Below are 25086 nucleotides of genomic sequence, written 5' to 3'. Positions count from 1 at the left end.
GGGGGGGTCGAGCGTGGGGGGGGTGATATCACGCGGCGCGGGCGCGGGGGGGGGGGGGGGGGGGGGGGGGGCCGCCCCCCCCCCCCCCCCCCACCGCTCGCACCATGTTTCGAGACGTAGGGAGATGAACGCGCGTTGGGCCGATACGTCACACGTCGGGTGCTGCAGGGCTTCCTCACGTTGTTCCTCGTGATCTTGCTGCTGCACCTGCTGACGACGCTCGCGATCCAGCTGAACGGCAACCCGGCGCAGGCGTTCTTCGGTGACCGCACCCCGAGCCCGGCCCAGCTGGCTGCCGTGGAGAAGCGGTACGGGCTGGAGGACCCCTGTTACGACCAGCTGGGCAACCCGTGCCTCGGTCCGTTCGTCGACCGCCTCGCCGCGTACGCGTCCGGGGACTTCGGCGAGAGCCTGCGAGGCCGCGAGGTCACCGACATCGTCGGTACGGCAGCCCCGAACACCCTGCGGCTCTTCGCGGTGGTCGCCGTCACGTGGATGCTCGTCGGGATGACGCTCGGCTCGATCGCGGCCCGGCGTCGCGGCAAGCCGTCGGACCAGGGCATCCGTGGGCTGTCGGTCCTCATCGACGCGCTGCCGATCTTCGTGCTGCTGCTGGTGTACAAGTACGTGTTCTCGGTCCCGCTGAGCAAATGGGCCAAGGAGACGTTCGGCAGCGACAGCCTCCCCGCCCTCCTGTTCAAGCCGTCGTTCTCGATCGACCACCCGTGGGCGACGCTGATCGTCCCGGGCATCCTGCTGGGTCTGGCCGGCTCCGCGGCGTTCATCCGCCTGGTCCGCGCGGCGCAGCTGGAAAGCTACAACGCCGACCACGTACGCGCCGCCCGCTCGAAGGGTCTCTCCGAGCGGCACGTCACCGTCCACCACGTCATCCGCAACTCCTCGATCCCGGTCGCCACGGCGGTGGGCATCATCTTCACCGAAGCGCTCGCAGGTGCCGTCATCACCGAGGGGATGATGAACATCTACGGGATGGGCGGGGTGCTCTGGAAGGCCGTCCAGGACAGCGACGTGTCGGTCGTGATCGGCATCGTCACCCTGCTCGCGGTGGTGACCGTCATCGTCATGATCGTCGTCGACGTCGTGTACGCCGCACTCGACCCGAGGATCCGTTATGAGTGACCCCAGCGTCTCCGCGCTGATCGCGGAGGAGACCGAGGGCGGCGCGCCTCAACGCTCGTTCTGGTCCGACGCCTTCCGTACGCTGCGCCGGCGGCCGACGGTCATCGCCGCCGCAGTCATCGCGCTGTTCTTCCTGTTCATGGCGACGTTCCCCTGGGTGTTCACCGACAAGGACCCGCAGCGGTGCGACATCGCGGACTCCCGTATTCCTCCGCAGTGGTTCGGTGGCGAGCACCCGTTCGGCACCAACGTGCACGGCTGCGACGTGCTGGCCGAGCTCGTGTACGGCTCGCGCCCGTCCTTGCTGCTCGCGTTCCTCGTCGTCGGCGCGTCGGTGCTGATCGGCATCGTGCTCGGCACGCTCTCTGGCTACTACCTCGGCATCGTCGACGCAGTGATCTCCCGGACGGTCGAGGTGTTCCTCGTGGTCCCGCTGCTGCTCGCCGCCCTGCTGCTGCTGTCGCTCTTCCGGACGGTCGACCTCGGCGACGGCCTGCTCGCGACGATCATCCAGCCGGCGATCGTGCTCACGATGTTCGGCTGGATGGGGTACACCCGCTACGTGCGCGCCAGCGTCCTCGAGACGAAGAACCTCGACTACGTCACCGCCGCCCGGGTCCTTGGGGCGTCCGACGCGCGGATCATGTTCCGCCACGTCCTCCCCAACGCGATCGGCACGGTGACGGCGCTGGTCCCGACCGCGATCGCCGCGGTGATCGGCACGGAGGCGGTGCTGGCCTTCCTCGGCATCGGTGTCCGGCCCCCGGCGGTGAGCTGGGGGATCATGATCACGGAGGGCTCGGAGTGGTTCACGGGCGGCTCGCAGTACCTGCTGCTCTTCCCGCTGGGGTGCCTCCTGGCCACGGTGCTCGCGTTCGTCGTCCTCGGCGACAACCTCCGCGACGCCCTCGACCCGAAGCTGAGGTGACCCGGCCGTGACCGACCAGAGCACGCCCCTCCTCGAGGTCGAGGACCTCGCCGTCGAGTTCGCGACCCCCGACGGCGTCGTACGGGCGGTGGACGGGTTGTCGTACTCCGTCACCGCCGGTCGGACCCTCGCGATCGTCGGCGAGTCCGGCAGCGGCAAGAGCGTCAGCTCGATGGCGGTGATGGGCCTGCTGCAGATGCCCCCGGCGCGGATCGTGCGCGGCGCGATCCGCTTCAAGGGCCAGGACCTGCTGACCCTCGGGCCGAAGCAGCACCGCGCGTTCTGCGGCAGTCACATCGCGATGGTCTTTCAGGACGCGCTCACCGCCCTCAACCCGGTCCACACGGTGGGGTGGCAGCTGACCGAGGCGTTGCGCGCGCGTCGCAAGATGTCGCGCCGCGAGGCCACCACGCGGGCCGTGGAGCTGCTCGACATGGTGAAGGTGCCGAACGCGAAGGAGCGGGTCAAGGACTACCCGCACCAGTTCTCCGGTGGCATGCGTCAGCGCGTGATGATCGCCTCGGCGCTCGCGATGGACCCCGAGGTGCTGATCGCCGACGAGCCGACGACCGCGCTCGACGTGACCGTGCAGGCGCAGATCATGACGCTGCTCAGCGAGATCCAGGCCGAGCGCGACATGGGGCTGGTCCTCATCACCCACGACATGGGCGTCGTCGCGAACGTCGCCGACGACGTCACGGTGATGTACGCGGGGCGAGCCGTCGAGCAGGCGTCGGTCTTCGACGTCTACTCCTCCGCCGCGCACCCGTACACGCGTGCGCTGCTGCGCTCGATCCCCCGCCTCGACCGCAAGGGCGCCGGGCTGGAGGTCATCCCCGGACGCCCGCCGGACCCGACCGCGGTCCCCTCAGGCTGCCCGTTCCACCCGCGTTGCGCGTACGCCGAGGACGTCTGCCGGGTCGATCCGCCACCGCCTCAGCACGTGCTGCCGTACGACCGCACGGCGGCGTGCCACTTCGCGGAGCGTGTGAGAGAGGAAGGGGGTGCGGTGCGATGACCGACACGGACGTGGTCCTCGAGGTCCGCGACCTCGCGAAGTCCTACCCGGTGCGCCGCGGCGTCGTCTTCAAGCGGGAGGTCGGGACGGTGCGTGCGGTCGACGGCGTCTCGCTCACGCTGCGTCGGGGAAAGACGCTCGGGCTGGTCGGCGAGTCGGGCTCGGGCAAGTCCACGCTCGCCAAGCTGCTCGTCGGCGTGGAGAAGCCGACGCGCGGCCAGATCCTCGTCGACGGCGTCGATGTCTCCGAGCTGGGCCGAGCCGACCGACGTCGCCTTCGCAGCACCCTCCAGATGGTGTTCCAGGATCCCTACACCTCGCTGAACCCCCGCATGTCCGTCGGCGAGATCGTCGGCGAGGCGTACGCGATCCATCCCGACGTGACACCTCCCGGGGGCCGGGACAAGGCGGTGCGCGAGCTGCTCGACCGCGTCGGGCTCAACCCCGACCACGTCAACCGCTACCCGCACCAGTTCTCCGGCGGCCAGCGCCAGCGGATCGGCATCGCCCGCGCGCTCGCTGTACGCCCCCGCATCCTCATCTGCGACGAGCCCGTCTCGGCGCTCGACGTCTCGATCCAGGGCCAGGTCGTCAACCTGCTCGAGGAGCTCCAGGACGACCTGGGCCTCTCGTACCTGTTCATCGCGCACGACCTGTCGGTGGTCCGGCACATCGCCGACGAGGTCGCCGTGATGTACCTCGGACGCATCGTCGAGGCCGGCGGTGACGCCGAGGTGTACGACCGCACCAGCCACCCGTACACCCGCGCCCTCATGTCGGCGGTGCCGGTGCCCGACCCGACACGGCGCGAGGATCGCGCGATCGTGCTCGAGGGCGACATGCCCTCACCGAGCGACCCGCCTTCGGGTTGCCACTTCCACACCCGCTGCTGGCTCGCGCCGACCGTCGCGGACCCGTCCTCCGGCGAGACCCGCCCGGACGGTGCTCGAATCCCGTCCGTGTGCCGACACGACAGCCCCAAGCTCGCACCTCAGGAGTCCCCCGATCATCTCGCCGCCTGCCACTTCGCCCTCGACGCCCCGCGCCGGTGACGCCGTGACCACACGCCGTCCGGAGGTCCTCGTCGTCCAGAACTCCCCCACCAGCGGAGGCGGGCGGCTCCCCGCCTGGCTCGAGGCGGCCGAGATCTCGCCGACGTACGTCGCCGGCGAGGATCTCGGCCCGAGCCTGGACGGTGTCGACGGCATCGTCCTCCTCGGCGGCGGGTTCATGCCCGACGACGACGAGCGGTCCCCGTGGCTCGCCAAGGAGCGGCGGCTCGTCGTCCAGGCGCTCAAGGCCGAGGTGCCGCTGCTCGGCATCTGCCTCGGCGCGCAGCTCCTCGCGATCTGCGCGGGCGGCGAGGTGACCGAGAAGTCCGGCGAGACCGAGCGCGGCTCGTGCCCGGTGACGCTGCTCCCTGCGGCCGCCGACGACCCCGTCTTCGCCGGGCTCGTGACGTACGGCGAGCTGCGGATGATCCAGAACCACGAGGACAGCGTCACGGTCCTGCCACCGGGTGCCGACCATCTGGCGACGAGCGACCGGTGCACGGTCCAGGCGTTCCGGGTGGGCATGTCGGCGTGGGGCGTGCAGTTCCACCCCGAGGTCGGTGCCGACCGGCTCCGCAGCTGGGACGAGGCGGCACTGCGCGCCGACGGCTACGACCGTGCCGCCCTCATCGCCGGCGCCGAGGAGGACGCGGAGCGCAACGAGGAGCAGTCACGGACCCTCATCGCCGCGTTCGCGCGCGTGGTCCACGACGTGACCGCACACAAGGAGGTGGGCTGATGTCCGCGCGCGGGACCTACAGCGACGGGGTACCCGTCGTGACGTACCGGCTGGCGACCGCGGCGGGCGAGGTCCTCGCCGAGCGGGGAGCGACGACCCCGTTCTACGCGGCGAGCACGATCAAGATCGCGCCTCTCGTCGCTGCGCTGCGGCTCGTCGAGTCCGGCGAGCTGACCCTGGACGACACGCTTCCCAGTCGCGACACGTTCGAGAGCCAGGTCCCCGAGGCCCCCGACTACCGCCTGGTGCCCGACGACGTCGACCACGGCATGCCGCCACCCGGGACGCCGATGCGGCTCGCCGACGTTCTCGAACGGATGATCGTCGTCTCCTCCAACGAAGCGACCAACATGGTCGTCGAACGGGTGGGCCTCGATGCGATCGCGAAGGTCCTCGCCGACGCCGGCGCCCACGACAGCTTCATGGCCCGGCAGTACGGCGACCAGGCGGCCGCCGAGGCGTACGGGATGAGCAATGTCGTGACGGCTGCTGACCTGGCCACGCTCATGGGGGCGCTGGTCGCCGGACGACTGACAGGGCCGGAGGCGACGGCGTTCATGACAGCGCTCCTCGCACGCCAGACCGATCCGCTGATCGCCTCGGCCGCACCGCCGGCGCTGCCGTGGGGGAGCAAGTCCGGGTCCGTCGACGCCGTACGGCACGACGTGGCCTACCTCGGCGAACCGGGCCTCAGCGCGCTCGTCATGGCGGTGTGTACGCGCGGCTATCCCGAGGAGGACGCCGAGGAGACCATCAAGGCGCTCGGGGAGCTGGCGATCACGCTCGCCGCCCCACGCTGAGGCGGGCGGTCACCGCCACAGCGCCAGCTTGTCGGGGTTGCGGATCGCCCACGCGTGCACGACCCGCGTGCCGCGGACCTCGAACGCCATCACCGTCACCAGCGCGCCGTCGGCCCAGACGAGCAGGCCGGGTCGGCCGTTGACGTCCTCCTCGGTGAAGGTGAGGTGCGGCGCCCGGACGAGGACGTCACCGAAGAAGCGCGCGACGGCGTCCGCGCCGACCACCGGCTCGAGGACGGCACTGACCTTGCCGCCGCCGTCGGCCACGACCGTGGCGTCGGGATCGAGGACGTCCAGCAGCGCCGCAAGGTCGCCCGTCTCCCACGCCCGTCGGAACGCCGACACCGCCTGTGCCTCGATGCCGTCACTGGTCGCGGCGCCGCCCACCTCGGCGTCTCGGACTCTCCGACGGGCCGACGACGCGAGCTGACGGCAGGCCGTCTGGCTGCGTCCGAGGACGGTGGCGATCTCGTCGAACGGGAAGCCGAAGACGTCCTTCAGGACGAACGCGACCCGCTCGGCGGGGGTCATCGTCTCGAGGACGACGAGCAGCGCCATGCCGACGGTCTCGTCGGTGGTGACCCGCTCAGCAGGGTCCGCCGCACCGTCGGCGTTGCTCGACCACCGTGCCGGACCCGGCACCGGCTCGGGAAGCCACTCGCCCACGTACTTCTCCCGACGCACCCGCGCCGACCGCAGGATGTCGAGGCAGACGCGGCTCGCGACGCGCACCAGCCATCCCGTGGGGCGCTCGATCGCGCGCCGCTCGTCGGGACCCAGGGCGTACCAGCGGGCGTACGTCTCCTGCACGGCATCCTCGGCCTCGGCGAACGAGCCGAGCATCCGGTAGGTCACGTCGAGGAGGACACGGCGAGCCTCGTCGGGCTCGACATCGGCCAGCACCTCGTGCCTCGTCACGGTCATGGATTCGATCCTTCCGCACGCCACCGACAGTCCACCTCACAAATTCGAGTGCCATCTCGTCAAGCAGAGGAGACGATCGAGAGAGAAATCGCGAAGGAGCCTCATCCCATGACGACCGACTTCACCGCGCTCCGCGACCAGGTGCGCGGCACCGTCCGCACCCGCGAGGACGCCGACTACACCGCAGGCGCCACCGCGTTCAACCTCAGGATCCAGCACGCCCCGGACGCCGTCGTCCACGCCACCGACGAACGCGACGTCGTCGAGACCGTACGGTTCGCCCGGGCGGCAGGCGTCCCGGTCCACCTGCACGCCACAGGCCACGGCGCCGTGGCGCCGTACGCGTCCGGCATCGTGCTGGTGCTCGACGCACTCACCGCGGTGTCCGTCGATCCTCAGGCGAAGACGGCGACCGTCGGCGGCGGCACCCGGTGGCAGGACGTCGTCACGGCCGCCGCCGAGCACGGCCTCGCACCCGTCACCGGCTCGTCGACCCACGTCGGCGTCGTCGGGTTCCTCGTCGGCGGCGGTATCGGACCGCTCGCCCGCAGCCACGGGTTCGGCTCCGACCGCCTCGTGTCCGCGCGCGTCGTCACCGGCGCGGGCGAGGTCGTCGATGCCGCGCCGGACGGGGACGCCGAGCTGCTCTGGGCGCTACGGGGAGGGAAGACAGGCCTGGGTGTCGTCACCGAGGTGACGATCGAGCTCGTTCCCTTGCCGGAGCTCTATGCAGGGACGCTGTTCTTCGACCTCGCGGTGAGCACCGACCCGTTCCCGGGGTGGCTCGAGTGGACCCGTACGGCTCCGCCGGAGGTCACGACGAGCGGCATGCTCCTGCGCTTCCCCGACCTCGACGTGGTCCCTGACCCGATGCGCGGCCGCCATCTCTTCGCGCTCCACGCTGCCTTCCCGGGCCCGGCTCACGAGGGCGAGCAGCTGGTCAAGCCGTTGCGAGAGCTCGGCACGCTCCACATCGACGACCTCGGCCCGCTCCCCGCGGCGGAGATCGCCCGGATCACCAACGACCCGACGGAGCCGGGGCCGGGCTACCACCGCGGCGCGATGCTGACGCATGCCGACCGGGACCTCGCCGACGTGCTGCTCGGACTGGTCGGCCCGGGGTCGCAGTCGCCGATCATGGGGGTGGAGATCCGCCACCTCGGAGGCGCGCTGCGGCACGAGCAGCCCCACACCTCGGCTGTCGGCCACCGCGATTTCGACTACCTCACCGGCGCCTTCGGCGTGCCCGACCCGAGCCTGTTCGAGACGGTGATGCCTGCTGCGTTCGACCAGTGGGAGGAGGCGCTCGCCCCGTGGCGCTCCCCGCACCTGTCGCCGAACTGGATGGCCGACCCGTACGACCCGGAGCAGATCGCCAAGACGTGGCCCGACCAGACCCGTACGCGACTCGACGCCGTGCGTACGGCGCACGACCCGGACGGTGTCTTCGCGAGGTGATGACCTGACGGGGTCGTACGGTGGCGAGATGACAGCGGACGACCACGCCCCGCGCCTGGCGACCCCCGACGACGCGGTCGAGATCGCCGGCCTGCTGCACGACTTCAACCTCGAGTTCGGCTGGCCCTCCCCCAGTCCCGACGTCCTGGCGCCGCGCCTGCGTGCGCTCCTCGGCGGGCCGGCGACGTTCGCCTACGTCGCCGGCACGCCGATCCACGCGCTCGCGCTGGTGACCCTGCGCCCCAACGTCTGGGTCGCAGGGAGCGTCGCGGTGCTCGACGAGATGTACGTCGTGCCGTCGCTGCGCGACCAGGGCATCGGCTCGGCGGTGATCGAGGCCGTGCTCGCGCACGCCCGCGAGCACGACATCGACCTCATCGAGATCAACGTCGACGAGGCCGACGCCGACACGCAGCGCTTCTACGCTCAGCACGGGTTCTCCGGCATCGTCGAGGAGACCGGGGAGAGGGCGTTCTACTTCGCGCAGGAGATCGAGCGCGGCTGACCGTCGCGGCGCTCCCGCTACGCGCGCTCGATCGGCATCCAGAGCTCGGTGGTCGCGGTGCTGAAGTCCTCGGCACGGTCGAGGACCGCGACGATCGAGGGACCGGGGCGCAGGCGCCACGGGTTCGACGGGAACCACTCGGACGCTGACGCGGCATAAGCATCCTGCAACGCCGCCGGGTAGCTCCCGCTGGTCCGGAACACCACCCAGGTGCCCGCCGGGACCTCGATCACGTCCAGGTCCGCGGGCGCGGCCGTCGCCGCGTCGAGCGCGACCCCGTGCAGGTAGGTCAGCTCGCTCCCTTCGGTGTAGTCGGGATCGACGTCGGCGCTGACCTGGAGCAGACCGGCGGGCTCGGTGTCCCCGAGCGCTTTGAGACGCGTGTGCTCGTCTGCGGGCAGCGACGCGACGTGCGCCTCGATGGAGGGATTGCGCCCCCGGTGGACGAGCGGGACGCGAGCAGCGTGGCCGACCAGCCGGAATACCGGCCGGTCGGTGATACGGGTGTCCATGGAGGTGTTCCCTTCGACGGTCAGGCGGAGCCTGAGCTGTGGTTGCGAGCGAAGGGGGCCGCCGTCTCTGCGCACGTCGGCGGGTGCCGCACCATGGACGGCTCGGAACGCGCGTCCGAACGCTTCGGCGGAGCCGTAGCCGAACCGCACCGCGACATCCAGCAGCGAAGCACCCGCGACCACGTCGGCTGCGGCAACGGTCATCCGCCGTCGTCGCACGTACTCGGACAGGGGCATACCCGTCAGCGACGAGAACATCCTCCGCAGGTGGTACTCGGTGGTGCCGAGGGTCCGAGCCAGTGCCGCGACGTCGAGGTCGTCGGACAGGTGTGCCTCGACGCCCTCGATAAGCCTGTTCAGCTCGGCGATCACGGAGCCTCCCTTCCCGACGATGCTGCCGACCGGCGGCGGTGGACACCCGATAGTTCCGGTCCGATGCGATCGGTGCAACCGATCGCATCGGGCACGGATCATCGGGTGCGGACGGCAGGCCGCCGCGCACGCTGGGAGACGTGGCGAGCGGCAGGAGCAGTGCGGCGACGCTGCGGATCTCACGCCCGAACGCACGGTTCCAGCAGTGGGAGGCGTTGCTCCGCACGAGGAACAAGCGTCAGCGAGCCGGCGAATTCCTCGTGCAGGGCGTGCGGCCGATCAGCGTCGCCGTCGCGCGAGGGTGGCCGATCCGCGCCGTCCTCTACGACGCGGAACGGTCGCTGTCGACGTGGGGCACGCAGGTCCTCGAGCGCTCAGCCGGCGCACGCGTGGCGGTCGCACCGGAGCTGCTGCGCCGGTTGAGCGAGAAACCGCAGGACGCGCCCGAGCTGGTGGCCGTGGCCACGATGCCGGACGACCGGTGGGCCCGCATCACCGTGGGGTCGTCGTTCCTCGGGATGGTGTTCGACCGTCCTTCGCTGCCCGGCAACATCGGCACCGTCGTCCGGTCGCTGGACGCGTTCGGCGGGTCGGGGCTCGTCGTCACCGGGCACGGCGCCGACCCCTACGACCCGGCGTCCGTCCGCGCTTCGACCGGGTCCTTGTTCGCGGTCCCGGTCGTCAGAGCGCCGTCCCACCGTCCCGTGCTGGCCTGGGTGAGCGAGCAGCGGGCGGCCGGCGTCCCCGTGACCGTCGTCGGGACCGACGAGAACGGGGCCGACGACATCGCCGACCTCGACCTGACCGGCCCGACCCTGTTCGTCCTCGGCAACGAGACCGCCGGTCTGAGCGCCGGCTGGCGGGAGGCGTGCGACGTCGTGGCGCGCATCCCGATGGGAGGCGCCGCCCGCTCGTCGGCGGCCAGCTCGTTGAACGCCGCGTGCGCCGCCACGGTCACCCTCTACGAGGCGGCCCGCCAGCGCCGCCGCGCACAGGGGCCCGCGTGACCTACCGTCACGCCCTGACGCGCGAGAGCTACGCCGACCTCTCGGGTGGCGTGCTGCACTCCGCGCCAGGGTTCCCCGGCTTCCCCGTGCGCCTGGCGAGCGAGATGTTCCAACGCGCGCTGGCGTTCGTGCCCGGCCCGGCAGCCCACCTGTGGGACCCGTGCTGCGGCAGCGGTCACCTCCTCACGGCGCTGGTCCTCCTGCACCGGCGCGACATCACCGAGGTCCTCGCCACCGACGTCGACCCGGAAGCACTGATCCTGGCGCGCAAGAACCTGGACCTCCTGAGCGAGCACGGCATGGATGCCCGCTCCGACGAGCTGCGTGCACGGGCCGAGCGCCTGGAGAAGCGCTCTTACCTCGATGCCGCCGCGTCGGCGCGACGACTCGCTCGCCGTCTCGTCGAGTCCGGCGGCACGCTGCCGTACAGGGTCGCGCAGGCAGACGTCTTCAGCGCCGACCAGCTGCGCCGCGCGCTGGCGGGGCAGCGACCGAACCTCGTCCTCACCGACGTCCCCTACGGCGAGCAGACGTCGTGGGCCGGCCCCGACAGGGCGGCAGGGATCGACGGCATGCTGGCGGCGCTCGAGGAGGTGCTCGACGACGACGCCGTGATCGCGGTCGCGACCCGGGGTCGCAAGGCGCGCCTGGCCGGACCCCGCCGGCCCCTCGCCTCGTTCAAGATCGGCACCCGAGCCGTGGTCTTCTGCCGTGCCGCACGCTGACGCCGTCAGCGGTGCTCCCGGCGGGATTCGAACCCGCACTGAGACGGGTTTAAGCCGTCTGCCTCTGCCGGTTGGGCTACAGGAGCGTGCCCGCCATTGTCCCGTACGAAGGTTCTCGAGGGCTGTTCGTCAGTCCGGCGCGGAGGTCCCGGTGATCTCGTACGCGCGGATCGTCCGGCGCTCGAGGTTGTCACGGACGAGCACCAGCGACAGGCGCCACATGCGGGCGTGCTGCGCGCCGACGGCGTCGACGACGGCATCCCAGTGCGCGACCAGGCGCCCCCCGATGCGCGCGAGGCGCTCACGCTCGTCGGCGACCACCTCGCGTACGGAGTCGACGACGAGACCGTCGGTCTCCCAGCGGGCGATCGCGGCGCTCAACGGCTCCGGATCGGTGAAGACCACCTCCGTGCGCGCGTCACCGCTGCGGGGCGCGTCGGCGAGCAGGGCGTCGGCGAGCTCGGCCGGCAGCTCCGCGCGCATCTGTCCGGGCACGTCGAGGTAGCCGGTGACGGCGTCGACCGGCTCGTTCGGGCCTCGCGGTGCAGGACCGACCGCGCCGAGCTGCACGGTCAGGCGGAGCACCTCACGCCGGTCGGCCGCCTCGAGGGCGCGCTTGGCCGAGGCGTGCTCGACGTAGTCGCGCATCAGGCGTACCGCGGTCTCGAGGTCACCGTCGACCGTGAGCTCGCCGGCGATATAGGCGCGAGCGATGCCCGTCTGCCCCGGAGACCACACGAGACGCCTGACCGTACGACGCGACTCGATGCGGGCCTCGATCGTCGCGTCACCGGTCTTCGGCTCGACCCGAGACCCGTCCCACGCCGTGAGCGTGACCGGCGGGGCCTCCCCGTAGACCTGGACGAGCAGGTCCACGAGACGTCCCGCGACTCCGGCATGAGTCTCGGTGGTGGTCTCCTCAGACATCGCTGACCTCCTTCGCGCGTGCCATGACGGCGTCGAGCATGGGCTCGGTGAGCCGCCCTGTGAACGTGTTCTGCTGACTGGGGTGGAAGCTGCCCAGGAGGTGGACCGTACCGCCCGAAGGTTTCGGGAGTGTGGCGTCGACACCATGGCCGAATTTCGGTCGTGGCTTCGGCACCGCCGCCCCGAGAGCCGCGAAGGTCCGCAGCGTGGCGTCCCACCCGTACGAGCCGAGCGCGACGATCGCACGGACCGACGGGAGGACGAGGCGCAGCTCCTCCTCCAACCAGGGTGCACACGTGTCGCGCTCGTCCGTGGTCGGTTTGTTCGCAGGCGGCGCACAGCGCACCGCAGCGACCATCCGGCCGCCGATGAGCCGCTGCCCGTCGCCTGCGTGCAGGCTGGTCGGCTGCGTGGCGAGCCCGACACGGTGCAGCGAGGCGAAGAGCCAGTCTCCGGACCGGTCTCCGGTGAAGATGCGCCCCGTACGGTTCCCGCCGTGCGCGGCCGGCGCGAGGCCGACGATCAGGAAGCGTGGCTCCGGGTCGCCCCAGCCCGGGATCGGCCGCCCCCAGTACGGCTCGTCCGCGTACGCACGCCGCTTGGTGGCCGCCACGTCCTCACGCCACTGGACCAGGCGTGGGCAGGCACGGCACACGCTCACCCGCGCCTCGAGCTCGTGCAGGCCGCCGGCGGACGCCGCACCGCTGCGCACCCCGTCGGCGTCGCGCGCGACCGGCGTGGCCGGCGTGGCCGGGTCCTCCGGCCAGCCCGTCCCGGGTGTGACCGGTGAGGTGAACTCGTGAGCCGTCAGAGGGACACCGCCTGGTCGCGCGCGAGCGCGGTGTCGGCCGCGTCGAGGATCTCGTCCCAGTGCGCCTCGGCCCAGGCACACATCGCGTCGAGCGGGCCGAGGAGACCGCGACCGAGGTCGGTGAGGGCGTACTCGACGCGGCGCTCACGTCCGCGCACCTCCGTACGGGTGACAAGGCCGCGACGCTCGAGGGTGCGCAGCGACGACGTGAGCACCTTGGCGGTGATGCCGTGCAGCGGGACCTTCAGCTCACCGAAGCGACGGGGACCGTCGGCGAGGCAGCGCAGGATCATCGCGCCCCACTTGTCGCCCACCCGCACCGGCGTAAGCGACGACGGGCACACGGGGTCGAACATGTCGGGGTCGAGAGGTGCGAGCACCTGTCCAGCCTAGTCACGGACCACCTCGGTTTCCGAACGGAAATCACCCGCCTCGTTAGCGTCCGGGCACCGGCAGGTCGCCGGATGAAGACGCTGGAGGTACGCGATGCGCAAGGTCATGATCGTCGGAGCCGGGGGCCGCGCCGGACGCGCCGCGACGGCCGAGGCCGTACGGCGCGGGCACGCGGTGACTGCCGTGGTCCGCGAGCCCGCCCGGCACCAGGACCTCGCCGGACCCGGCGTCGCGCTCGTCGCGGGCGACGTCACGGACGCCGACGCCCTCGCGACGCTCGCTGCGGGCCACGACGCCGTGGTCGCCGCGGTGTACGACAGCTCCTCGACGGACCCGCACCGATTCTTCGTCGCCACCGCTCACGCGCTGACGGACGGGCTGGCACGTGCGGGCGTCACGCGGCTCGTGTGGGTCGGCCTGGCCCCGCTGCTCCCCACGTCCGACGGGACGCTGCTGGGGGACACCGAGGGCTACCCGGACGAGCACCGCGGGTTCTTCCTTGCGCACGCCGCCGCGACGCGCGCCTTCGACACCGCCACCGGTCTCGACTGGGTGGCGTTGTCACCCTCCGGCGACTTCGACCACGGCGGGACGCCGTCGGGCGGGTACGCGACCGCACCAGGCGACGCCGACAGCCGCATCACGTACGCCGACTTCGCGAGGGCGCTGCTCGACGAGGTCGACGAGCCGCGCACCTTCCGGGCTCACGTCGGCGTCGAGGCGGCGTCCGCCCCGTAGGTCGCCGCTCAGGCCAGCGACCAGGCGATGCCGTCGAGGATGTCGTGCTCGGAGACCACGAGGACGTCGGGACTCGTACGGGTGAGCAGCCGGGACAGGATCACTGCTCCCCCTCCGATGACGTCGGCGCGCCCCGGATGCATGAAGGGCCACGACCGGCGCTCCTCGACCGAGGCGGAGACGATCGCGTCGCAGGACGCGAGGACGTCGGCGACGGGCAGTCGCGCGTGGTGGATGCGGGTGGAGTCGTACGCGTCGAGGCCGAGCACATGCGCCGCGACCGTGGTGATCGTGCCGGCGACGCCGACGACCGTACGCGCACGGGTGATGTCCACGGTGGTGGCGTCGAGCACGGCGTCGACGTCCGCGGCGCATGCGGCGATCTCCTCCCGCATCGGCGGGTCGCTGTGGAGGTGCCGCTCGGTCATCCGGACAGAGCCGATGTCGAGCGACTGCTCCGCGCTCGCGACCCCGTCCTCACCGAGGATCAGCTCGGTGGAGCCGCCGCCGAGGTCGATCACGAGGACGGGCTGTGCAGCGTCCGGCAGGTCGCGCGCGGCGCCGGCGAACGACAGCGCCGCCTCTTCGGACCCGGTGACGACGTCGGGGTCGACGCCGAGACGCTCGCGGACCCCTGCGGCGAACACGTCGGCGTTGTCCGCGTCGCGGGTCGCCGACGTCGCCACGAACCGCAGCCGCTCGGCGCCGAGCGACGCGATCACCGCCGCGTAGTCGTCGCACGCGGCGAACGTACGCTCCAATGCCCGCTCGTCGAGCCTGCCCGTGCGGTCGACGCCGTAACCGAGCCGGACGATCTCCATCCGCCGGACCTGGTCGTCAGCGGTCCCCGCCTGCGCGTCGAGGTCGGTGACGAGGAGTCGGATCGAGTTGGTGCCGCAGTCGATGGCCGCGACGCGCGTCACGGGCTCTCCTCGGCGGCGGTGTCGACGTCGGCCAGCTGCGCGGGCGGTGCACCCGGCCCGTCACACGTCGTCCCCGTCCACCAGTCGCCAAGAAGGCGCACTGCCTCGTCACCGAGGGGATTGACCCCCGGGCCCTTCGCCAGCGCGTGGCCGACGAGCACGTGCAGGCACTTCACACGGGTCGGCATGCCACCGGCGGAGACGCCGTCGATCTCCGGGACCTCGGCGATCTCGCGGCGTTCGGCGAGGTACGACTCGTGTGCGCGCTGGTAGGCGGCCGCGAGCTCGGTGTCGACGGCCAGCCTCTCGCTCATCTCGCGCATCAGACCGGACGCCTCGAGGGTGCCCAGCATCCCGTTGATCCGGGCGCAGGTGACGTAGTAGAGCGTGGGGAACGGGGTGCCGTCGGGAAGGCGTGGCTCGGTCTTCACGACGTTGGGGTGGCCGGAGGGGCAGCGGCTCGCGATCTCGACCACGCCCCGCGGCGTACGGCCGAGCTGCTCGCGAATCGCCTCGAGGTCGGCCTCGGTCGGGGGGATCGGGTCGGTCACTGTCCTTCGTCCTGCTTCTTGGGCGCCACCACGTCGGGCGGCGTCGCGGGGGTGTCGGGGGCGGATGCGGCACCGGCGGTCTCCACGGACGTCCACAGGGTGGCGTACCACTCCGGACGTGGGGCCTTGGCAGGCGAGGCGTCAGGCAGCTCCGGTCCCTTGCCGACCGGTTCACCGTCCTCTCCGAGCACCGTGAACCCGACCTCGCCCGGCATCAGCCAGCCGAAGCGCGAACGCGCCTGCTGCTCGATGTACTCGGGGTCGTCGTAGCGTGCCTTCTGCTTCTCGAGGTCCTCGAGCGCCTGCGTGGACTCCGCGATCTGCGCGCGCGCCGTCGCCAGCGCGTCACGCTGCTGGAGGAACGCCTTCAGGCTCGACGCGTACGAGATGGCAAGCACGAGCAGCACGAGCAACAGGACCGCCATGCGGCGTGTCAGGCGCGGGCGGCCGTAGGTGGTGACGGCTTCGGCGGCCGGCGTCACGCCGCGCCCACGACGAGGCGCACCCGGCCGGTTGGCGGGGCGGCTCGTCGGGGTGCGGCGCGACGGGGACGGCACGCGTCAGGCCTTGAGACGCGGGAACGCGGCCCGGCCGGCGTACGTGCCGGCGTCGTCGAGCAGCTCCTCGATGCGGAGCAGCTGGTTGTACTTCGCGACCCGCTCGGAGCGCGCCGGAGCACCGGTCTTGATCTGGCCGCAGTTCGTCGCGACGGCGAGGTCGGCGATCGTCGTGTCCTCGGTCTCGCCGGAGCGGTGGCTCATCATGCAGCGGAACCCGTTGCGGTGCGCGAGGTCGACGGCCTCGAGCGTCTCGGTGAGCGTGCCGATCTGGTTGACCTTGACGAGCAGCGCGTTGCCGGCGCTCTCGTCGATGCCGCGCTGGAGGCGCTCGGTGTTGGTCACGAACAGGTCGTCGCCGACGAGCTGGACCTGGTTGCCCAGCTCGGCGGTGATGGACTTCCAGCCGGCCCAGTCGTCCTCGTCCAGCGGGTCCTCGATGGACACGATCGGGTACGAGGCGACGAGCTCGGCGTAGTACGCCGTCATCTCCTCGGCCGACTTGGGCGCGCCTTCGAAGCGGTAGGCGCCGTCGCCGTAGAACTCCGACGCCGCCACGTCCAGCGCAAGCGCGATGTCGGTGCCGAGCTTGAGGCCGGTGGTCTCGACCGCCTTCGCGATCAGGTCGAGCGCCGCACGGTTCGAGCTGAGGTTGGGGGCAAACCCGCCCTCGTCGCCGAGTCCGGTTGCCAGGCCGTCGGCCTTCAGGACCGACTTGAGGGCGTGGTAGACCTCGACACCCTGGCGCAGCGCCTCCGCGAAGCTGGTCGCACCGATCGGCGCGATCATGAACTCCTGGATGTCCACGTCGGTGTCGGCGTGGGCGCCGCCGTTGAGGATGTTCATCATCGGGACCGGGAGGACGTGGGCGTTGGCGCCGCCGACGTACTGGAACAGCGGCAGACCCGCCGACTGCGCCGCGGCGCGGGCGACGGCGAGCGACACGCCCAGGATGGCGTTGGCGCCGAACTGCGCCTTGTTCGGCGTGCCGTCCAGACGCAGCAGCGTCGCGTCGACGTAGCGCTGCTCGTCGGCGTCGAGGCCGATGATCTCGGGGTGGATCGCCTCGTTGACGGCGTCGACGGCCTTCTGCACGCCCTTGCCGCCGTAGCGCTCGCCGCCGTCACGGAGCTCGACGGCCTCGAACTTGCCGGTGGACGCGCCGGACGGGACGTCGGCCCGACCGATCGTGCCGTCGTCGAGGGCGACCTCGACCTCGACCGTGGGATTGCCGCGTGAGTCGAGGATCTCTCGGGCTCCGACAGCTTCGATGCTTGCCACTACGGACTCCTAGTGCAGGACGGTCTGTGTCGTCCCCATCCTATGAGGCCCGCCCGTCGCGGCCCTCCTCGTCCGTGCCCTGGCGCGCCGAGGTCATATCTCCGCAGGTGCTCCGCCCTACTCGACCAAGGCGTTGACCGTACGCCGCAGGGCAGCCTCCGGGTCCTCCCCTGCCGCGCGGGCCTCGATGACCAGCGCCAGGAGACGCTCACCGAGCGTCTCGCCCGCCGGCGCCACCGCCGTACCTTCGCGCTCCAGCCTCCCGACGACCTTGTCGGCGTACGCCAGCGCCGGCAGCGTCGGCGGCACGCCGTCGAGGACGGAGGTGCGCTGCTTCTCGGTGGCCTTGAGGCGCTGCCAGGCGGCGTCGACCTCGTCGGCCGTCAACGCCTCCTCGTCGCCGAAGACGTGAGGGTTGCGCCGGACGAGCTTCTCGACGATGCCGGCCGCGACGTCGTCGATGTCCCACCCGTCGTCGCTCGCGCCGTCGACGGGTCGTGCGGCCACCGCCGCATGGAAGACCACCTGCATGAGAAGGTCGCCGAGCTCCTCGCGCAGCTCCTCGGTGTCGCCACGGTCCAGCGCGTCGAGGACCTCGTACGACTCCTCGAGGAGGTACTGCTGGAGCGAGGCGTGGGTCTGCTCGCGGGTCCACGGGCACTCGACGCGCAGCTGGTCCATCACCGCCACGAGGTCGAGGAGCCGCGCGCCCGGGAGGTCGTACGACCCGAAGACGATCTCGACGTCACCCGCGGGTTCCACACCGCCCTGCGAGCGCGCGAGGAGGGTGTCGGCGAGCGCGTGCGCCCACGCGACGTCACCCGTCGGCGCGATCCAGAGCGTGTCGGCAGCGACCTCGTCCAGGTCGCCGAGCGGAGCGACGCGCACGTCGACCCCTGCGGAGCGCACCGCCTCGACCGTGGGGTCGTCGGCCTCGGGCGCGAGCACGAGCGACGCGCCGCGGAGGGCGTCCCACCCCGCCGCCGTCAGCAGGCCGGGGGCGACACGCGGACTGGTGACGAGGATCCTCACTCGCTCGACTCTACGCCGCGGCACTGCTGGTTGGCCGGGAGCGTCGTGGGGTCGATCTGGTCGAGCTGCTCCCGCGACACCGACAGCTGGAGAGCCGGGTCGGGCTGGCCGACGTTGCTGATGCCGAAGCGCGGGTCGACGGCGGCGTCGAGCCGCTCGAGCTCCGCGGAGACGATCTCCGTCCCGACGGTCAGCAGCTCCTGGGCGTTCTGCTCGCTCGGCGCGGCACCCGACTCGTCCGCACCGATCGCCGTCCGCAGCGCCTGGCTCTCGAAGTCGCGCTCGAGGATCTCGACGATGTCGTCGAACTGGTCCCCCGCGAACGTCGTCTCCAGCTGCTCGATGTCGGCAGGCCGCAGCGCGTACTGGCCCGGCGGCACCTCGATGCCGCGGTCCTCGGCGACCTTGCGGGCGCCCGCGAGCTGCAGCTCCTGGGTCACGATCACCTGACGCACCGCACCCTGGGCGGGCGCCGGCGCGCCCTGGGCCCCGGCGACCGTCGCCAGATAGGTGCAGCCGGCGTCGGCGAGAGTCTGCAGGCGCTTCATCGACAGCTGCGACGACCCGACGACCACCGCCTCTCCAGGGAAGGTGGTCCCGCAGCCGGCGAGCAGCAGCGAGGCGGCCGCGGCGGCGAGGACGGGGCGCAGAGCGGGACGGTGGGGCATGCGGGACGGTCCTCTCGTACGGGTGACGTGACGCGGGACACAACCTACCCACCCGCCGCAGACCGGTCCACGCGGGACGGGGGCTACAGCGCGCCGAGCTCCTTCTGCACCGCCGTCGCGAGGTCGACGTCGACGTTGCCGAGGTAGACCCACACCCGCTGGAGCACCTCGTCGGTCACCCCGTCGGCGAGGTGCCCGGCGATGTTGCGCGCCAGGCGCGCTCGGGCCGCGTCGTCGAGCACCTCGCGGTAGAGGGTGCCCGGCTGGCCGAAGTCGTCGTCCTCGGCGTGCAGCTCGTAAGGGGCGCGGATCTGCTCGCCGGCCGCCGCCCAGCCCTTGCCGTCGGTGAACCGCGGGTCAGCCGCGGGACCGCCGTACGAGTTCGGCGCGTAGACGGGCATCGACGGCGGGTTCCACGTGTACCGCATGGCGCCGTCCTTGGAGTAGCTGTTCACCGGCGACCGCGGCGCGTTCACCGGCAGCTGCGCGTAGTTGGTCCCGATGCGGTAGCGGTGCGTGTCGGCGTAGGAGAACACCCGTCCCAGGAGCATCTTGTCCGGGCTCACGAAGACTCCCGGCACGAGGTTGCTGGGCTCGAACGCCGCCTGCTCGACCTGCGCGAAGAAGTTCTCCGGGTTCCGGTCGAGCGTCATCGTGCCGACCTTGATCCGCGGGTAGTCCTTCTGCGAGATCGTCTTGGTGAGGTCGAAGATGTTGAACCGGTACGACTCGGCCTCCTCGAACGGCACCACCTGCACCTCGAACGACCAGCTCGGGAAGTTGCCCTCCGCGATCGCGTCGTAAAGGTCCTTGCGATGCAGGTCGGGCTCGGTCCCCGCGAAGCGGTCGGCGTCCTCCTGCGTGAGGAAGTCGATGCCCTGGTTGGTCTTGAAGTGGTAGCGGACCCAGAAGCGGTCCCCCGCCTCGTTGATCCACTGGTAGGTGTGGGAGCTGAAGCCGTCCATGGTCCGGTACGAGCGAGGGATCCCGCGGTCGCCCATCAGCCACATGACCTGGTGCGCGGACTCCGGAGAGAGCGTCCAGAAGTCCCACTGCATGTTGTGGTCGCGCAGCCCCGAGTCGGGCATGCGCTTCTGCGAACGGATGAAGTCCTGGAACTTCATCGGGTCGCGGACGAAGAAGACCGGCGTGTTGTTGCCGACCATGTCGTAGTTGCCCTCGTCGGTGTAGAACTTCAGCGCGAACCCGCGAGGGTCGCGCCAGGTGTCGGGGCTGCCCTGCTCGCCCGCGACCGTCGAGAACCGCGCCACCATGGGGGTCTTGCGACCCGGTTGGAAGAGCGACGCCTTCGTGTACGCGCTGACGTCGCCGGTGATCTCCAGGTGGCCGAACGCCCCCGACCCTTTGGCGTGCACCACCCGTTCGGGGACGCGTTCACGGTTGAACTGCGCCATCTTCTCGATCAGGTAGTGGTCGTGGAGCGCGATCGACCCCAGGTCTCCCTGGGTCAGCGAGTGCTCGTCGCTCTCGACCGGGATCCCGTGGTTGCTGGTGGTCGGTTCGGTCATCGGTCGGTCTCCTCTGTCGCGACGGCGCACGTGGGGCAGGTCCCCCAGAACACGACCTCGGCCTGGGCGACGGAGAACCCGTGCGCGTCCGTAGGCACGAGGCACGGTGCGGTCCCGACGGCACAGTCGACGTCGTCGATGCGCCCGCAGCCCTGGCAGACGAGGTGGTGGTGGTTGTCGGCCGTCCGGGTCTCGAAGAGCGCCGGAGAGCCCGCCGGCTGGATCCGGCGTACGAGGCCGTGCGCCGCGCACGCGGCCAGCACGTCGTACACGGCCTGGACGGACACGGATCCGAGCGCCTCGCGTGTCACCGCGGTGAGCGTCTCGGCGCTGGCGTGCGGTCGGGTCTGGAGCGCGCTCAGCACGGCGATCCGCTGCCGCGTCACCCTCATCCCAGCACCGCGCAGCTCCGCCTCGGCATCCCAGACCTCGGTTCCCGGCACCCTTCCACCGTGCGCCCGGATCAGGGCCCCTGCAAGTCGTCCCGTCCACGCGCGCACGCGTGGCTGCCGCCTACCCTCGAGCCATGGAGATCTGGGTCAATCCTGCGTGCAGCAAGTGCCGTACGGCGGTCGCCGCGCTCGACGAGGCAGGCGTCGACTACACCGTGAGGCGCTACCTGGACGAGCCGCCGACAGCCGAGGAGCTCGCTGCGGTGGTGTCGCGGCTCGGGCTCGAGCCGTGGGACGTCGCCCGCCCGAAGGAGGCGCGCGAGGCCGGTCTCACCGCGATCCCGAAGGACGCCGACCACCGGACGGACTGGCTCGAGGGGCTGGCCGCGCACCCGCGGGCGATCCAGCGCCCGATCATCACCGCCGACGACGGCACGACCGTGATCGCGCGCGACCCCGAGACCCTCTCGCGGATCCTCGCGGGGTGACTCGCGGGCGCGCGGGGTGGCTCGCGGGCTAGGGGGCGGTGGGGGCGATCACCGTGTCGATGAGCGTGCGGCACCAGTCCATCAGCGCGGTGTCGCGCAGCGGCTGGCCGCCCACCTTCGCGGTCTTGGGACGCGGCACCAGCAGCAGGTGCGCCGTCGACTTGACCACCGACCCCGGGTAGACGCGCTTGAGCCGCAGCTGGCGCGACTCCGGCAGCTCGACCCCCGAGATCCGGATGTTGTTGCCGGCCACGGTGAGCTCGGAGATGCCGGCGTCGCGGGCGCGCACCCGCAGCCGGGCCACGCCGAGCAGGGCCTCGACGGGCGCCGTCGGCTCGCCGTACCGGTCGACGAGCTCGTCGCGGACCTCCGCGACCTCCTCGTCGGTGCGGACGTCGGCGAGCCGCTTGTACATCTCCAGACGCAGTCGCTCGCTCGGCACGTAGTCGTGCGGCAGGTGGGCGTCGACGGGCAGCTCGAGCTTGACCTCGCGCACCTCCTCGCCCTGGTCGCCTCGGAACTCCGCGACGGCCTCGCCGACCAGGCGGACGTACAGGTCGAACCCGACGTCGGCGATGTGGCCCGACTGCTCCCCGCCGAGCAGGTTGCCGGCGCCGCGGATCTCGAGGTCCTTCATCGCGATCGCCATGCCACCGCCGAGCTCGGAGTGCTGGGCGATGGTGGACAGCCGCTCGTGCGCGGTCTCGGTGAGCGGCTTCTCCGGCGGGTAGAGGAAGTACGCGTACGCCCGCTCGCGCGAGCGGCCGACGCGCCCGCGCAGCTGGTGGAGCTGTGAGAGGCCGAGCACGTCCGCGCGCTCCACGATCATCGTGTTGGCGTTCGAGACGTCGAGGCCGGACTCCACGATCGTCGAGCACACCAGCACGTCGTACTTCTTCTCCCAGAAGTCGACCATGATCTGCTCGAGCTGGTGCTCGCCCATCTGCCCGTGCGCCATCGCGATCCGCGCCTCCGGCACCAGGTCCTTGAGCCGTTTGACGGCCTTGTCCATGGAGCTGACCCGGTTGTGGATGTAGAACGCCTGGCCGTCGCGCAGCAGCTCGCGCCGGATCGCGGCGACGACCTGCCGGTCCTCGTACGGCCCGACGAAGCTGAGCACCGGGTGGCGCTCCTCCGGCGGCGTCTGGATCGTCGACATCTCGCGGATGCCCGTGACCGCCATCTCGAGCGTGCGCGGGATCGGTGTCGCCGACATCGACAGGACGTCGACGGCCGCACGCAGCGTCTTGAGCGCCTCTTTGTGCTCGACGCCGAAGCGCTGCTCCTCGTCGACGATCACGAGTCCCAGCTTGGGGATCTTGACGCCCTTCTGGAGCAGGCGGTGCGTGCCGATGACGAGGTCGACCGAGCCGTCGGCGAGGCCGTCGAGGACCTCCTTGGACTCCTTCTCGGTCTGGAAGCGCGACAGCGCCTTGAGCGTCACGGGGAACTGCGCGTAGCGCTCGGCGAACGTCGCGAAGTGCTGCTGGACGAGCAGCGTGGTCGGCACCAGGACGATCACCTGCATGCCGTCCTGGATCGCCTTGAACGCGGCACGCACGGCGATCTCGGTCTTGCCGTAGCCGACGTCGCCGCAGACGAGCCGGTCCATCGGGACCGGGCGCTCCATGTCGCGCTTGACCTCGTCGATCGTGGCGAGCTGGTCGGGCGTCTCGTGGTACGGGAAGGCGTCCTCGAGCTCGCGCTGCCACGGGGTGTCGGAGCCGAAGGCATGACCCTGCGTCGCCTGACGGGCGGCGTACAGCTTGATGAGCTCGCCGGCGATCTGCTTGACCGCCTTGCGGGCGCGGGACTTGCGCTTGTTCCAGTCGGCGCCGCCGAGCCGGTCGAGGCTCGGCTGCTCGCCGCCGACGTAGCGGGTCACCTGGTCGAGCTGGTCGGTCGGCACGAACAGCCGGTCCGCCGGCTGACCGCGCTTGGACGCGGCGTACTCGATGACGAGGTACTCGCGGACGGCCCCCTGGACCGTGCGCTGCATCATCTCGACGTACTTGCCGACGCCGTGCTGGTCGTGGACGACGTAGTCGCCCGGGGTCAGCTCGAGGGGGTCGATCTGCTTCTTGCGCCGCGAGGGCATCTTCCGGTCGTCGCGCGGGGCGGCAGCGGTCTGGCCGACGAGGTCGTCCTGGGTGAGCACGACCAGGTCGACGCCCTCGGCGACGAGACCGTGGTCGATCTCGCCGCAGACGACGTGCACGAGGTGAGGCACCAGGTCGTCGGCCGTCAGCGTCGGGTGGCTGTGCTGATCATGGAAGCGCGCCGGGATGTCGTGCTCGCCGAGCACCTCCACGCCGCGGGCGGCCTGTCCCTCGCCCGGGGTGACCAGGACGACGCGGGTGCCGGTCGACAGCCAGCCCTTGAGGTCGACCAGGGCGCGCTCGACCTCGCCGCGGTAGGACGGGGTCGGCGCGAACGGGAGGTTGACGCTGTCGGCGTCGAAGCGGTCGAGACCCGCGACCTCCTCGTCGAGCAGGAACGGCGACGTCGACCACCACGCCCGCCCAGAGGCCAGCGTGTGCTGGCGGACGTCGCCGAGGCTCCAGTACGCCGCGGCGCCGAGGTCGATCGGCGCCTTGCCGCCGCCGGCAGCAGCCGCCCACGACGCGGCGAGGAACTCCTCGCTCGTCGCGACCAGGTCGTGGGCGCGCGTCCGGACCCGCTCGGGATCGCAGACGAGGACGGTCGCGTCGGCGGGCAGCAGGTCGACGAGGAGCTCCATGCCGTCGACGAGCGCGGGCGCGAGGGACTCCATGCCCTCGACCGCGACGCCCTCGGCGAGCTTGTCGAGCATCTCGGCGAGCTCGGGGTGGGCGTCGGCGAGCTCGCGGGCGCGGGCACGGACGTCGTCGGTGAGCAGGAGCTCGCGGCACGGCGGGGCCCAGACGTGGTCGACGGGGTCGGTCGAGCGCTGGTCGGCCACCGAGAAGTGACGGATCTCGTCGACCTCGTCGCCGAAGAACTCGACTCGGAGGGGATGGTCCTCGGTCGGCGGGAAGACGTCGATGATGCCGCCGCGGACGGCGAACTCGCCCCGCTTGGTGACGAGGTCGACGCGGGAGTACGCCGCGTCGGCCAGCCCTTGGACGACGTCCTCGAGCGCGGCCTCGTCGCCGCGACGCAGCGTCACGGGGACGAGGTCGGCCAGCCCCTTGACCTGGGGCTGCAGGACGGAGCGGATCGGCGCCACCACGACCTTCAGCGGGCCCGCGTCGGGTGTGGAGCCGGGGTGGGCGAGGCGGCGCAGGACGGCGAGGCGTCGGCCGACCGTGTCCGAGCGCGGCGACAGGCGCTCGTGCGGGAGGGTCTCCCAGGCCGGGAACTCCGCCACGAGCTCGGGGCCGATGAGCGACCCGATCTCGTCGCGCAGCTCCTCCGCCTCGCGCGCGGTCGCGGTCACGACGAGCACGACCGAGCTCGCCGGCGCGAGGGCGGCGGCGAGGAACGGACGCAGGGACGGAGGTGCCGACAGGTCGAGCGCCGTCACGCCCGCGCGACGGTCAGCGACCGTACGGGCGAGCGTGGGATCGGCGGCGACGACCTCGGCCAAGGCGTGCAGCGACATAGGTCACCCAGGATAGTCGGACGCCCGAAGCGG

The 25086-nt window shown here is 71.5% G+C and carries 26 protein-coding genes and 1 tRNA gene; 12 read left to right on the top strand and 15 right to left on the bottom strand.

Features of this window, described 5'->3' with window-relative positions; genetic code table 11:
• Window positions 1-135: 135 nt before the first annotated feature.
• The 6 genes from NYZ95_RS03265 to NYZ95_RS03240 are packed head-to-tail and all read left to right on the top strand — an operon-like array spanning window position 136 to window position 5677.
• Complete coding sequence (locus NYZ95_RS03265) at window positions 136-1140, top strand: ABC transporter permease (RefSeq protein ID WP_262848621.1); 1005 nt, start codon at window positions 136-138, stop codon at window positions 1138-1140.
• Window positions 1133-2068 (top strand): ABC transporter permease, encoded by a 936-nt coding sequence (locus tag NYZ95_RS03260; protein ID WP_262848620.1) that lies wholly within the window; start codon window positions 1133-1135, stop codon window positions 2066-2068. Before NYZ95_RS03265 ends, NYZ95_RS03260 begins: the two co-directional genes overlap by 8 nt.
• A gap of 7 nt (window positions 2069-2075) precedes the next feature.
• Complete coding sequence (locus NYZ95_RS03255) at window positions 2076-3086, top strand: ABC transporter ATP-binding protein (protein ID WP_262848619.1); 1011 nt, start codon at window positions 2076-2078, stop codon at window positions 3084-3086.
• Complete coding sequence (locus NYZ95_RS03250; protein WP_262848618.1) at window positions 3083-4138, top strand: ABC transporter ATP-binding protein; 1056 nt, start codon at window positions 3083-3085, stop codon at window positions 4136-4138. Before NYZ95_RS03255 ends, NYZ95_RS03250 begins: the two co-directional genes overlap by 4 nt.
• Before the next feature lie 4 nt (window positions 4139-4142).
• Complete coding sequence (locus NYZ95_RS03245; RefSeq protein ID WP_262848616.1) at window positions 4143-4877, top strand: type 1 glutamine amidotransferase; 735 nt, start codon at window positions 4143-4145, stop codon at window positions 4875-4877.
• The gene (locus tag NYZ95_RS03240) at window positions 4877-5677 is read left to right on the top strand and encodes a serine hydrolase (RefSeq protein WP_262848614.1); all 801 of its coding nucleotides are present in this window, start codon (window positions 4877-4879) and stop codon (window positions 5675-5677) included. The genes NYZ95_RS03245 and NYZ95_RS03240 overlap by 1 nt, the downstream gene beginning before the upstream one ends.
• Before the next feature lie 9 nt (window positions 5678-5686).
• Here the strand turns inward: NYZ95_RS03240 and sigJ are convergent, their stop codons facing one another.
• Window positions 5687-6601 (bottom strand): RNA polymerase sigma factor SigJ, encoded by a 915-nt coding sequence (gene sigJ / locus NYZ95_RS03235; protein WP_262848612.1) that lies wholly within the window; start codon window positions 6599-6601, stop codon window positions 5687-5689.
• Window positions 6602-6709: 108 nt separating this feature from the next.
• On the opposite strand from sigJ, the gene NYZ95_RS03230 reads away from it, so the two are divergent.
• Together NYZ95_RS03230 and NYZ95_RS03225 are read left to right on the top strand one after the other, a co-directional pair.
• Entirely contained in the window at window positions 6710-8059 is a 1350-nt protein-coding gene (locus tag NYZ95_RS03230) for an FAD-binding oxidoreductase (RefSeq protein ID WP_262848610.1), read from the top strand.
• A 28-nt stretch (window positions 8060-8087) separates the two neighbouring features.
• Window positions 8088-8564, top strand: coding sequence for a GNAT family N-acetyltransferase (locus tag NYZ95_RS03225; RefSeq protein WP_262848608.1), 477 nt, complete (start codon window positions 8088-8090; stop codon window positions 8562-8564).
• 17 nt (window positions 8565-8581) lie between these two features.
• Here the strand turns inward: NYZ95_RS03225 and NYZ95_RS03220 are convergent, their stop codons facing one another.
• Entirely contained in the window at window positions 8582-9448 is an 867-nt protein-coding gene (locus NYZ95_RS03220) for an AraC family transcriptional regulator (protein WP_262848606.1), read from the bottom strand.
• Between the two features lie 140 nt (window positions 9449-9588).
• Here NYZ95_RS03220 and NYZ95_RS03215 point away from each other — a divergent pair, with 140 nt between their 5' ends.
• Entirely contained in the window at window positions 9589-10455 is an 867-nt protein-coding gene (locus NYZ95_RS03215; protein ID WP_262848604.1) for a TrmH family RNA methyltransferase, read from the top strand.
• Window positions 10452-11180 (top strand): hypothetical protein, encoded by a 729-nt coding sequence (locus NYZ95_RS03210; protein WP_262848602.1) that lies wholly within the window; start codon window positions 10452-10454, stop codon window positions 11178-11180. Before NYZ95_RS03215 ends, NYZ95_RS03210 begins: the two co-directional genes overlap by 4 nt.
• A 12-nt stretch (window positions 11181-11192) precedes the next feature.
• On the opposite strand, the gene NYZ95_RS03205 is transcribed toward NYZ95_RS03210, so the two are convergent.
• The 4 genes from NYZ95_RS03205 to NYZ95_RS03190 all read right to left on the bottom strand — a co-directional run bounded on the left by NYZ95_RS03205 (window position 11193) and on the right by NYZ95_RS03190 (window position 13298).
• A tRNA-Leu gene (locus tag NYZ95_RS03205) sits at window positions 11193-11266 on the bottom strand.
• A gap of 43 nt (window positions 11267-11309) precedes the next feature.
• Window positions 11310-12107 (bottom strand): hypothetical protein, encoded by a 798-nt coding sequence (locus NYZ95_RS03200; protein WP_262848600.1) that lies wholly within the window; start codon window positions 12105-12107, stop codon window positions 11310-11312.
• Window positions 12100-12918 carry a uracil-DNA glycosylase gene (locus tag NYZ95_RS03195; protein WP_279307321.1) on the bottom strand — a complete coding sequence of 273 codons (819 nt, stop codon included), beginning with the start codon at window positions 12916-12918 and terminating at the stop codon, window positions 12100-12102. Before NYZ95_RS03195 ends, NYZ95_RS03200 begins: the two co-directional genes overlap by 8 nt.
• A complete protein-coding gene (locus NYZ95_RS03190; RefSeq protein ID WP_262848596.1) occupies window positions 12915-13298 on the bottom strand; it encodes a winged helix-turn-helix transcriptional regulator in 384 nt (127 codons plus the stop codon). The genes NYZ95_RS03195 and NYZ95_RS03190 overlap by 4 nt, the downstream gene beginning before the upstream one ends.
• 106 nt (window positions 13299-13404) lie before the next feature.
• Between NYZ95_RS03190 and NYZ95_RS03185 the strand changes: the two genes are divergently transcribed.
• Entirely contained in the window at window positions 13405-14049 is a 645-nt protein-coding gene (locus tag NYZ95_RS03185; protein ID WP_262848594.1) for an NAD(P)-dependent oxidoreductase, read from the top strand.
• Between the two features lie 8 nt (window positions 14050-14057).
• On the opposite strand, the gene NYZ95_RS03180 is transcribed toward NYZ95_RS03185, so the two are convergent.
• From NYZ95_RS03180 to NYZ95_RS03145, 8 genes are all read right to left on the bottom strand, one after another.
• Window positions 14058-14972 (bottom strand): Ppx/GppA phosphatase family protein, encoded by a 915-nt coding sequence (locus tag NYZ95_RS03180; RefSeq protein WP_262848592.1) that lies wholly within the window; start codon window positions 14970-14972, stop codon window positions 14058-14060.
• Window positions 14969-15523 carry a DUF501 domain-containing protein gene (locus tag NYZ95_RS03175; protein ID WP_262848590.1) on the bottom strand — a complete coding sequence of 185 codons (555 nt, stop codon included), beginning with the start codon at window positions 15521-15523 and terminating at the stop codon, window positions 14969-14971. The genes NYZ95_RS03180 and NYZ95_RS03175 overlap by 4 nt, the downstream gene beginning before the upstream one ends.
• A complete protein-coding gene (locus tag NYZ95_RS03170; RefSeq protein ID WP_262848588.1) occupies window positions 15520-16080 on the bottom strand; it encodes an FtsB family cell division protein in 561 nt (186 codons plus the stop codon). The genes NYZ95_RS03175 and NYZ95_RS03170 overlap by 4 nt, the downstream gene beginning before the upstream one ends.
• 3 nt (window positions 16081-16083) lie before the next feature.
• Entirely contained in the window at window positions 16084-17361 is a 1278-nt protein-coding gene (eno, locus tag NYZ95_RS03165) for a phosphopyruvate hydratase (protein ID WP_262848586.1), read from the bottom strand.
• 117 nt (window positions 17362-17478) lie between these two features.
• Window positions 17479-18393: a nucleoside triphosphate pyrophosphohydrolase gene (locus NYZ95_RS03160; RefSeq protein WP_262848584.1), complete on the bottom strand. Its 915-nt coding sequence runs from the start codon at window positions 18391-18393 to the stop codon at window positions 17479-17481.
• Window positions 18390-19061 carry a hypothetical protein gene (locus NYZ95_RS03155; protein ID WP_262848582.1) on the bottom strand — a complete coding sequence of 224 codons (672 nt, stop codon included), beginning with the start codon at window positions 19059-19061 and terminating at the stop codon, window positions 18390-18392. Before NYZ95_RS03155 ends, NYZ95_RS03160 begins: the two co-directional genes overlap by 4 nt.
• Before the next feature lie 83 nt (window positions 19062-19144).
• Window positions 19145-20590, bottom strand: a complete 1446-nt coding sequence (locus tag NYZ95_RS03150; RefSeq protein ID WP_262848580.1) for a catalase — start codon at window positions 20588-20590, stop codon at window positions 19145-19147.
• Entirely contained in the window at window positions 20587-21033 is a 447-nt protein-coding gene (locus tag NYZ95_RS03145; RefSeq protein WP_308212216.1) for a Fur family transcriptional regulator, read from the bottom strand. Before NYZ95_RS03145 ends, NYZ95_RS03150 begins: the two co-directional genes overlap by 4 nt.
• Before the next feature lie 83 nt (window positions 21034-21116).
• Here NYZ95_RS03145 and NYZ95_RS03140 point away from each other — a divergent pair, with 83 nt between their 5' ends.
• The gene (locus tag NYZ95_RS03140; RefSeq protein WP_262848578.1) at window positions 21117-21470 is read left to right on the top strand and encodes a glutaredoxin domain-containing protein; all 354 of its coding nucleotides are present in this window, start codon (window positions 21117-21119) and stop codon (window positions 21468-21470) included.
• Between the two features lie 28 nt (window positions 21471-21498).
• Here NYZ95_RS03140 and mfd read toward each other — a convergent pair whose 3' ends face one another.
• On the bottom strand, window positions 21499-25053 hold the full coding sequence (mfd, locus tag NYZ95_RS03135) for a transcription-repair coupling factor (RefSeq protein WP_262848576.1): 3555 nt from the start codon (window positions 25051-25053) through the stop codon (window positions 21499-21501).
• Window positions 25054-25086 lie beyond the last annotated feature (33 nt).

The sequence above is a fragment of the Mumia quercus genome, assembly GCF_025506335.1.
Taxonomy (GTDB): domain Bacteria; phylum Actinomycetota; class Actinomycetes; order Propionibacteriales; family Nocardioidaceae; genus Mumia; species Mumia quercus.
Note: the sequence above shows the minus strand (reverse complement) of the source record. Positions and strands in the feature narration are given on the sequence as shown.